1 protein-coding gene and 2 pseudogenes are annotated in these 2,372 nt (G+C 74.8%); 2 read left to right on the top strand and 1 reads right to left on the bottom strand.

The features are described from left to right. Positions 1-578: pseudogene (locus H0488_RS22885) on the bottom strand (hypothetical protein); the annotation flags it as partial. 30 nt (positions 579-608) lie between these two features. Here H0488_RS22885 and H0488_RS22880 point away from each other — a divergent pair. After that, the gene (locus H0488_RS22880; RefSeq protein WP_183101485.1) at positions 609-1,430 is read left to right on the top strand and encodes a PP2C family protein-serine/threonine phosphatase; all 822 of its coding nucleotides are present in this window, start codon (positions 609-611) and stop codon (positions 1,428-1,430) included. Then, positions 1,427-2,372 (top strand): annotated as a pseudogene (locus H0488_RS22875) (hypothetical protein); the annotation flags it as partial. The gene H0488_RS22880 and the pseudogene H0488_RS22875, both read left to right, overlap by 4 nt.

Below are 2,372 nucleotides of genomic sequence, written 5' to 3'. Positions count from 1 at the left end.
GGGCTCGCGGCGCCCTCGGGGCGCACCGTCCGGCGAGCGGCGCCCGCCGTCGCCTCGCCGCCCTGGGCGATCACGTGGTCGAGCATCGCCCGCGCCTCGGCGGACAGCTCGCCGATCCGGGTCGTCACGACCTCGACCGGCGGTGCGTTCGGCGACCGGGGCCGCAGTCCGCTCACCCCGCCCTCGGGCCCGCCGACCAGGCAGTCGGCCACGCCGGTCAGCGCCCGTAGGCCTTCGGGTGAGTCCCAGGCCAGCGCGAGCCCGCGCAGCCGGGCGAGCGCCGCGACGACGTACTCTTCCTCTGCTCGGACCAACGTGCTGATCTCGGCGTCGGTGGTTTGTCCGGCGACCACCAGGGCATCAAGCACGGACAGCTCGCCCCGGGTGAGCGAGTCCAGGGCGCGGGCGAGGGAACTCCTGATCGCGGCGCGTGAAGCCAGCTGAGAGAAGTCGTGAGGAGCGGGTGTGGTCAGGTCCGGACGCAGGTCGAGCAGCTGGCTGACCTGCTCGTCGGTCCACGACCGGAGCTGGTCGGCCAGTGACCGGTGCCCCGCCGGTCGTCCCGCTCCGCTGCCCACCTGGGCAACGCTACCGACGAGGCACCAGCGGTGACCCAGGTCGACCTGCTCGCCGGCGCCGCCACCCACGTCGGGCTGGTCCGCGCGGCCAACGAGGACGCCCACCTGGTCGCGCCCCCGGTGTTCGTCGTCGCCGACGGCATGGGCGGGCACGACCACGGCGAGGTCGCGAGCGCCTTCGTCGTGGAGGAGTTCGCGCGCGTGGCCGAGGCGGGGTACGACGCCGCCACGGTGCGCGCCGTCGTCGTGGAGGCGATGGAGGCCGTCCACGACCGGATCGAGGAGTACGACGCCGTCCACCAGGCCGCGGGCGACCTGCTGTTCAGCGCCGGCACGACGGCCGTCGCGGCGCTCCTCGTGAGCGACGCGGACGAGCCGCACTGGCTGGTCGCCAACCTCGGCGACTCCCGCGGCTACCTGTTCGGGCTGGGGGAGCTGACGCAGGTCACCGTCGACCACAGCCTGGTGCAGGAGCTGGTGGACGCCGGCACCATCGCGGCCGCCGAGGCCGGTGCTCACCCCGACCGCCACATCGTCACCCGGGCCCTCGGCGGCGCCGAGCGGCACGGCCCGGACCTCTTCCGGGTCCCGGCCGAGGTTTCCACCCGGATCCTGTTGTGCTCCGACGGGGTGAGCGGAATGCTCACGCACGAGGCGATCGCCCGGATCCTCGGCGAGCACGAGGACCCGTCGAACGCCGCGGCCGAGGTGGTCGCTGCCGCGGTCGCCGCCGGTGGCCGTGACAACGCGACCGCCGTGGTCGTGGATGTGGTGGGATTGGACAGGGAGAGGCCGCACGACACCGACGTGCGGCAGCCGAGTACGACGCAGGAGACGAGGGCACACCCATGAGTGCGATGAGCTCAACCGGAGCAGCAGACGCCTGGTCCTATCGCGCCGGACCGTGGTTCGCGGCCTTCGGGCCGCGGGTGACGGTGCTGCTGCCGGAGTCGCAGCGCGACCAGGTGATCGGCGTCTGGTCGCTCGTCGACGGGGGCGCCGCCTTCGACGAGGTCCTCGACGCGCTGCTCGCCTCCGGGTTGAGCCGGCTGCCCGGCTTCGTGCTGGTGAGCACCGACGAAGGCCCCACCCGCGTGCTGCTGCGCGGCGCCGGGGTCAGCGCCTCGCTCACGACCGACGCCGAGGACGTGACGATCGACGGCGCCGCGAGCGGCACCTGGGTCGAGCGCAGCGTCGAGGGCGTGACGGCCCTGTCCGTCGTCCTCGAGGAGGCCGATCCCGCCGACGAACGCCCCCCGACCGACTTCGGGATCGTCACCGGTCTGGTGCGGGTCGGCCGGATCGATCGACCGCCGTACGTCGAGCCGGTCGCGGCCCCGGAGGAGCCCGCCGAGGCGGAGCCGGAGGCAGTCGACGACGCAGCTGCCGATGACGTGGCCGCCGATGACGTGGCCGCCGACGACGCCGGCGCCGTCGTGGTCGCTGCCCCGTTCGGCGGCATGGCGGGCGACGACCTCGCGCCCGCCGCGGACGAGCCCGCCGCGGACGAGCCTGCGTCCGACCTTGCCGAGGAGCCGGTCCAGCCCGCGATGGCCGAGGAGCCCGCGGAGGAAACCGCGACCGACGAGCCCTCGCCGCTCGACGAGCCCTCGCCCTTCGACGAGTCCGCCCCGGTGGGTGGGTCGATGCCGGAGGAGCCCGCGATGGAGATGCCGACCGGGGGAGACCCGCTCACCGACCCGATGCCGTCCGAGCCCGCGCCGAGCGGGTGGGTGACGCCGTGGGACACCCCGCCGCCGCCCGCCGAGGCGCCCGAGCAGCGCGAGGCCCGCG

Source organism: Nocardioides pelophilus (genome assembly GCF_014180685.1).
Classification (GTDB): Bacteria; Actinomycetota; Actinomycetes; order Propionibacteriales; family Nocardioidaceae; genus Nocardioides; species Nocardioides pelophilus.
Note: the sequence above shows the minus strand (reverse complement) of the source record. Positions and strands in the feature narration are given on the sequence as shown.